Source organism: Acinetobacter sp. MF4642, from assembly GCF_002018925.1.
Classification (GTDB): domain Bacteria; phylum Pseudomonadota; class Gammaproteobacteria; order Pseudomonadales; family Moraxellaceae; genus Acinetobacter; species Acinetobacter johnsonii.
Window position 1 is genome coordinate 1 of sequence record NZ_MVON01000052.1, and the last position, 7,422, is coordinate 7,422.

Here is a 7,422-nt window from a genome sequence, read left to right on the forward strand (position 1 = left end):
ACTGGCTGAAACAGTGAATGGTTTATATAAAACGGAGGTGATTGAATATTTGAAATCTGATTGGTTAGGCTTAGCTGATGTTGAATTAGCTACATTGAATTGGGTAGACTGGTTTAACAAAAAGCGGTTACATAGTTCTATTGGCTATGTTTCACCATTTGAGTTTGAAAATATGTACTATGATAAAATCAACACCTTAGATTGTGTTGCATAACTTAAATAAACTGTCTCCGATATAGTCGGTACGGTTCATTTTAATTTTTATGTATAACCTAATGTATTTGAGCTATACCAAATCTGGAAAGTTGCAAGTTTCATTTAACTCTTGATCAATACAACCGTTGAAATTTGCAGAGATAATCAATAAATCACATGTATAACTTATAATAAACTATTATTTTATAATTTTTCATTCAGATTTTCTAATCTTTCCTGTGTAATTAATTCTATGCCATATATTGATATACATAAGCTGGCTGGATCTTAATTCAAATACTAAGATGTGAATAACTGGGTCTTTTTTTCGAATAATAATTGATGTGCTTCATCTTTATTTATCCTGCGTAAGGTGATGATCTAAACTCTCTGTCAGTAGCAGCTCAATTGCTTCTATGTATAAATAAGCTATTGGCAGTAGGCTATGTATCTATAGGGGAGTGGCCTATATTATCCTGATAAGCAACAGCTTCAAGAATTGCGGGTTATGTAGAAGGTTGTAATTGTTAGCGAGTTAAATGAAGTTTGAGTAAATTGCAAACCAGTATGAAAAAAATAAAATTTTAGTGGTCTGGTATTAACTGAAAAACTTTAATATTTCTAGAGTAGATAAAGGAATGAATTGGGTTAAGCTGAATATGACTGGGATAATATCAAAACTATAAAAATAGAAACTTACAGATGGATCGGTCATTTATTGAAAAAAGGCTCTGAACTTAAAAATTCTATTAAAGTTACAAAAAATTAAAGAAATTTTTTGAGACTTTTGTACAATCAGCCACAACTTAAAATTTAATAATAACGATGCCCAATAATATTTATGCTGCAATAGAGCAACTTGGACTTAGTGCACAAAAACGTGCCATTCATATTCAGTTCAGCAATACTTCGCTTAACGAACAAGTATTCCTTCAGCGCATAGATGGAACACATGAACTGAATGCAGGTATAGAGTTACAGCTCCTTTGCTTATCTACCTCCGCTCATATTCCGTTAAAGCAATTTATTGGTAGTCAGGTGGCTGTCGATATTGTCACTGATAAATCAGAACTCAATCGTATTTCAGGCATCATCACCAAGGCCGATGTAGGAGCAAGCGATGGCGCTTTAACCATATACCGTTTAACCGTGGAAGACCCGACAGCCTTATGGAAGCATCGACGTAATTCTAGAGTTTTCATGGCGAAGTCTGTTGTTGATGTGGTTCAAACTATTTTTGCCGAGTGGCTGCAACGTAGTCCCTTATTTGCTTCAAGTTTGATTTTGGATAAAAGTGGTTTAAGTAAAGAATATGATGTGCGCCCATTCATTATGCAAGCGAATGAATTGGATAGTGAGTTTATTCAAAGGCTGCTCTCTTCAGAGGGGATTAACTGGCTTATTGATGAATCTCAGCTCAAAGTGTCCAGTTCAAGTGAACCTATTCAGCCACAAAAACTTAGACTGATTGATGACAACGCCCAATATCAAAGTTTAGAGCGTCAGAATATTCGCTTCCATCGTAGCAGTGCTGTAGAAAGCAGTGATTCGATTACAAATTTTGTCGGGCAGCGTTCTATACAACCAACATCTGTTTATATTCAACGTTGGCAAGCAAATACTTTAGAAGTAGAAGAAGGTGCGGGTTCAGTTCAAAGCAAACATAGCCATAGTGATAATCAAGACAACGCCAGTCTAGGTTTAGAGCAGGCATGGCATTTCTCACCTGCATGGATACAAGACCTTAAAGGTGAAGATGGAACAACCAAATCAAGCAATGGTCAGATTGAAAAGTTTAATCAAAACCTTGGTCATTATTACGACTTACAAGCTAAGCAATTTATGGCTACCTCGACTGTACGAGATGCACAAGTGGGTTACTGGTTTGAACTCAACGAACACCCTGAAATTGATCAGCATAGTGGTTCAGACAAAGAATTCTTAATCACATCTAAAAAATTCTATAATCAGAATAATTTGCCTAAAGATTTGACCGATCAAATCACAGCTTTGCTGAAACAAACCAATTGGCAACAGGCTGAAATTACGACAAATAATAAAGAAGAACGCCAAACCAATCACCTCGTCTTACAACGACGTAATATCAGTATTGTTCCAGAGTACAATCCGCTGCGACAACGACCTATTGCATCACCACAACGCGCGAAAGTGGTTGGACCAAGTGGTGAAGAAATTCACGTGGATGAATGGGGGCGTATTAAAGTCCGTTTCTTGTTCACGCGTAGTGAAGACAATACTCACGATGGCGGTGCAGGTTCAAATGATAATGACACAGATTCTGCTTGGGTTGATGTGCTCACACCTTGGGCAGGTGAAGGTTATGGTGCACGCTTCTTACCGCGTATTGGTGAAATCGTGGTTATCGACTTCTTTGATGGCAATATCGACAGACCCTTTGTCGTGGGGCGCATCCATGAAGCACAACGTCATCCAAGCAAATTTGACAATACAGGCAAACTGCCTGATACGAAAAAACTGGCAGGGATTCGATCAAAAGAGTACCAAGGAGAGGGCTTCGGGCAACTACGCTTTGATGACACGACGGGTCAGATCAGTACCCAACTACAAAGCAGTCATGGTGCGACACAACTGAATTTAGGGAATCTGAGTCATCCTAAAGAAACGGACACAAGTGATGGACGAGGTGAAGGTTTTGAACTGCGTACTGACCAGTGGGGGGCCGTCCGTGCTGGGCAAGGCTTACTTGTTTCCACGTATAAACAAGATCAAGCCAAAGGTGAGCATCTAGATGCTGAAATTGCCAAGAAACAACTAGAAGATAGTCAGACGAACAGTAAAGCTTTAAGTGATATTGCTAAAAATCAACAAACCGATCCATTAGAAATACTGGATAATCTAAAAGAGTTTATTGAACAAATTGAACAAGAAAGTGAGGCGAAGGCAAAAGCATTTAAACAAGCTTTAATGATATTGACCTCCCCCCATTCGATTGCTCTGACTACAAATGAAGATGTTCACCTTTCAGCAGATGGTCAAATTGGTCATAGTGCAGGGGGCAGTATTAATTTTAGTACCCAAAAGAATTTACTTGCACATGCACAAAGTAAAATCAGTTTGTTTGCAGCACAGGACGGTGCGAAATTCTATGCAGGTAAAGGCAAAGTTGAAATACAGGCTCAAGCAGATGGGGCTGATTTGATAGCACGTAAAGGTGTACAGATCATTTCAACTGAAGATGCCATTTACATTACCAGCCCTAAAGAAATTAAATTAATCGCTGATGGTTCGGAACTTAAGATTAATAGTTCTGGAGTCTTTGCAACAACGAGTGGAAAGTTTGAGGTTAAGGCGGGGCAACATAAGTTTATGAGCGGGGGAGAGGTTTCACCTAATTTGCCCCAATTACCTAAACTAGAATTTGCTCAGTCACCTTACTCAGCGCAATATCAACTATTTAAAGCAGATGGTCGAAATTTTAAAGGATATAAGTACTTTATTTCTGATAATCAGAATAATTTAATGAAAGAAGGTATTACAGATGAGTACGGATTTACAGAGCAGGTTGTTACGGAAACTAGAGAAAGAATTATTGGATATAAATCGGTGATGAGAGAAAGCGAGCGATTGACTGAAAATTGGGAAGCAAAATTAGAAGAAAAATCAAAAAAACTAGAATCTGAGTTGGATGGAGAGTAACGATGCTTCCAGCTATTATTGTCGTTGTTAAATTGGCAGGTTATGCAATAACAGCATATGAAATATACCGTACAGCTTCTAATGCTTATGGTGAGGTGAAAAACTATCAGGACAACATTAAAAAGGCTAAAGAAGAAATTAAAAAAATCATGAAAAATCTTGGTCAAGAGATTTCAGATAAAATTGATAAGGAAAAAGAAAAGGTCTTACTAACGACATTAACTACTGGTGATAAGCAAAGTAACAATACCAAAGCTGCATCTGGGAGACCCCAGACAAAAAGTAATGTGATTACTGCTGCAATCAAACAAAAGACACCATTTCGTTCAATCATAAGTCAGGTTTGTGAAAAAGCAGAACAACTACCTATGATTCAGTTGAGAAAGCAGAAAGGGAAAAAGTTAAAGGATATAGTTCCTAAAAGTAAAGTGGATGTTGTTGCAAAGCTTCTAAAAATGAGTGCTCAAGAACTGGCAGGAGCAAATGTTGATGAATATATCATTGTGAGACTGAAACAACTTGCTGTAAATTTTATGTTTGAATTCATGGATGAAATTGTCAAATGGAAAAGTCCATTAAAAGCTGAAGTCTGTTTTGGTTATGATGTTAAAACGAAGAAGTACCTTGCACCTTTATTAGAGGGGAAAACACGAATCAAGCGTACAGGTTCTGATATCAATCCATTCTGGCCGATGCCCTATAAAGGAAAGAATACAATTGGTGCTGATATTATTATTCCTGAGTATCGTGGTGAACCTTTAACTCTGACCAATATTTTTGCATTAGTTGAAATCAAGTTTCAAGGTGATCGAATTGATGATAAGCAATTTAAGGCTTATGACGATTTAAAAAAGCAATGTGCTGCAGAAAAGAAAACCAGCAAGATAACGGCAAGTGAGGGCTTTAAGTTGTCACTGTTTCGTTATCCTGAAGATGTAAGTCCTAAGGATCAACCACAACAGCAACAGCCAAAGAAGTCAAAAGGAAAGGGTAAAATATAATGAATGACGAAGAGTTATTTTTAAGTCAAGATGAAGTGACTGACTATATAGCAGAGTTTAAAAAAGATAGTTATCACACTTATGGGTACGAACAAGAAGAGTTTGGCATTTGTCCCTACATCACATTTTATATTTACCATCAGGATAATGAAGTAGAGGAAATTGCCAATAAAATTATCAATATTTATGAAGATTTTGAAAATAAAATAATTGATAAGCCATTTAAGCGACGCTATCGGGATACAGGTGTCTGGAAAAATGCCAATAAATGGAAGCCTTCTCATAAAGAGTTAATCAATGAAATGCACCAAAGTTTTAAGAGGTATCCTATATATTTTATAGCAGCAACTACAGGGAATTCTCCTAATCAAAGTGCCCGTTGGGTTTTCTGTGCTCAATTTTCAGATAACAATAATAGTAGGTATACGACATTAAAGCTGTCATTTGGTGAAAAATGGTATAGAGAACATAAGTCAAAATGGTATCAGTTTGTTCAACATTGTTTAATTAAACTTAATCCGATACAAGCTTATAGTGGCTATGAAATTGGAAATTCGACAAACTTTAATATTGTTTCGCCTGAGTTTGAAACAGCAGAACGTATTTTTAGTGATTACTTTTATGGGCTGGATATAGATCATCCTAATATGAATCACTCCCATGATGGTTTGGATGGCTTTATCTATACACCTTCATTAGCCGCAGGAATTCGCACCCCAACTTGGTGTTTTTTATTATCTCCCTATTGGATCGATAAATTAGGTTTAAGCGAGGAGAAAATCCGCTTAAAACTAGATGATCCACGGATAGAGATCACCAAATTGCTAGATGCAACAGATCCTGAAAAATTCAGTCTTTGGATTCAACTTGGGGAGCTGTCACTTTATCCTGTTGAAGAGGGTATTCCAGATTTATTGGTGAGGGCAAATGACCTGATAAAACCAATACGTTGTAATGACTTGAAGCTAACTACGTTAGATGCATGGGATGATGACCCTAATCCAAGATTTGATATAGAAAGTTCTCCCCAATGGATTGCCCGTTTTGATGAAGATAGCAGTTGGCCTGAAGGCAAACGAGTCAATAAGGTTAGTAACCTATCATTGGAAGAAGAAAAACTTAAAGTGAAAGGTGGAGAGCCATGCCCACAAACAGGCTATTGGCAAACTCCAGCACGACCGGATTTACGACAGTATTTTGAAGAAGGTGATATTCTTCCAACCTTTTCAGAACTAGACTGGGGAGAGGTCTATTGGTATTGGGATGGTGAAAAATAATTTAATCATTTTAGAAAAGCCATCCTCTTTCGGATGGTTTTTTTACTTTTACCGAATGACATGCTGGAGCGTTAATAAATGTCCATACAAGTAAATGAGCAGACAATAGATTGGCAAAAGTGGTTAAGTTTAGAAATAAAAGACCCTGCTTTATTTAGAGATAATTTGCTTGAACAAAAAATGTATAGCAAAAGATTTGATACATTTGTGAATGGGATATATTCCGTAACGGATGGTTTTAGTAATTATAAAAATGAAAAAAAATATGGTGGCTATATTGCGGCAGGTCATCAGCGTTTAAACGATGTCTTAAATTTAATGTCTTTACAGTATTCGGCAGGCGGAAGTCTTGAGTTTTTAAAAGAAATATATCCATATCTACTTCATTGGACAGAAGAGTACGCAGAAGCAAGCCATTTATATAATTTAAGTCCTGATGCTGATGGACGATTTGTTTGGCATATTAGTTTGGGAACAGAAGACTATTGGTATATTGCTTTACGTCTGATTTGTTTTGGGCTGTTGACTGGCTATGCAGACCAGATGGATCGGATTATGCCAATCATTGACTATGTAGAAGCAACACCTGAAGGACAGGAAAAAGATGGATTAATTGAACGTTTAGTTGCTCCATTTGTTGCAGATCGTGGAACTCCACCAGATGAAGCAAGACGACATTTGCCTTATCGTAAGCTGATTAACGTGTTTAATGCTTCACCTGAACAGCGTCCAGCTTTAATGCTGCAATATTTAGAAGATTGGTATGAGGCGAGCCGCCGAGAGCCTTATTATGATCAGCATCCTCAAACTGATTTAAGATCAGGAAGAGGTTACTATGGCTATTGGTCATGGGAAGCAGCAGCGGTAACGTGGTTGCTGGATATAGATGATACGTCATATCGTGAACATCAGTTCTATCCAAAAGATTTGGTTGATTTTGCTCGAACACAGTCAAAAGTAGTTTTAGATGATCAACAATTAGAACGAATGAAAGTTAAGGGTGGAGAAGCCTGTATTAAAACAGGTTATTGGAGAACAACAGCACAACCAGATTCACGACAATACTTTAAACAAGGTGAGATTGTTCCTGCACTTATCGAGCTCGATTGGGGGGAAGTGAACCGTACCGGGTTTGTCGGAGACTTTTTTATTTAAGTTAGGCCACCTGACCTAACGGGTTAATCTTATCATAGTACATTGCTTCAAACTCAAAAGGCGATACATAACCCAGTGCACTGTGTACACGCTTTTTATTGAACCAATATACCCAG

At 37.4% G+C, this 7,422-nt stretch carries 6 protein-coding genes; 5 read left to right on the plus strand and 1 reads right to left on the minus strand.

Features of this window, described 5'->3' with window-relative positions; translation table 11 throughout:
* The 5 genes from MF4642_RS15915 to MF4642_RS15935 form a co-directional block, all read left to right on the plus strand.
* On the plus strand, positions 1 to 214 hold a 214-nt coding region (locus MF4642_RS15915; protein ID WP_153041802.1), incomplete at its 5' end, for an integrase core domain-containing protein.
* A gap of 806 nt (positions 215 to 1,020) precedes the next feature.
* On the plus strand, positions 1,021 to 3,873 hold the full coding sequence (locus MF4642_RS15920) for a type VI secretion system Vgr family protein (RefSeq protein ID WP_078426823.1): 2,853 nt from the start codon (positions 1,021 to 1,023) through the stop codon (positions 3,871 to 3,873).
* Positions 3,874 to 3,875: 2 nt separating this feature from the next.
* The gene (locus tag MF4642_RS15925) at positions 3,876 to 4,874 is read left to right on the plus strand and encodes a hypothetical protein (RefSeq protein WP_078426824.1); all 999 of its coding nucleotides are present in this window, start codon (positions 3,876 to 3,878) and stop codon (positions 4,872 to 4,874) included.
* Positions 4,874 to 6,151, plus strand: coding sequence for a type VI immunity family protein (locus tag MF4642_RS15930; RefSeq protein WP_078426825.1), 1,278 nt, complete (start codon positions 4,874 to 4,876; stop codon positions 6,149 to 6,151). Before MF4642_RS15925 ends, MF4642_RS15930 begins: the two co-directional genes overlap by 1 nt.
* A 78-nt stretch (positions 6,152 to 6,229) precedes the next feature.
* Positions 6,230 to 7,306 carry a PoNe immunity protein domain-containing protein gene (locus tag MF4642_RS15935; protein ID WP_078426826.1) on the plus strand — a complete coding sequence of 359 codons (1,077 nt, stop codon included), beginning with the start codon at positions 6,230 to 6,232 and terminating at the stop codon, positions 7,304 to 7,306.
* Position 7,307: 1 nt separating this feature from the next.
* On the opposite strand, the gene MF4642_RS17430 is transcribed toward MF4642_RS15935, so the two are convergent.
* On the minus strand, positions 7,308 to 7,422 hold a 115-nt coding region (locus tag MF4642_RS17430), incomplete at its 5' end, for an IS3 family transposase (protein ID WP_413772799.1).

Bases quoted from the DNA above. Each gene is read 5' to 3' on its own strand.
- MF4642_RS15925 (WP_078426824.1), top strand. From the start codon at position 3,876: ATGCTTCCAGCTATTATTGTCGTTGTTAAATTGGCAGGTTATGCAATA.
- MF4642_RS15935 (WP_078426826.1), top strand. From the start codon at position 6,230: ATGTCCATACAAGTAAATGAGCAGACAATAGATTGGCAAAAGTGGTTA.
- MF4642_RS15920 (WP_078426823.1), top strand. From the start codon at position 1,021: ATGCCCAATAATATTTATGCTGCAATAGAGCAACTTGGACTTAGTGCA.
- MF4642_RS15930 (WP_078426825.1), top strand. From the start codon at position 4,874: ATGAATGACGAAGAGTTATTTTTAAGTCAAGATGAAGTGACTGACTAT.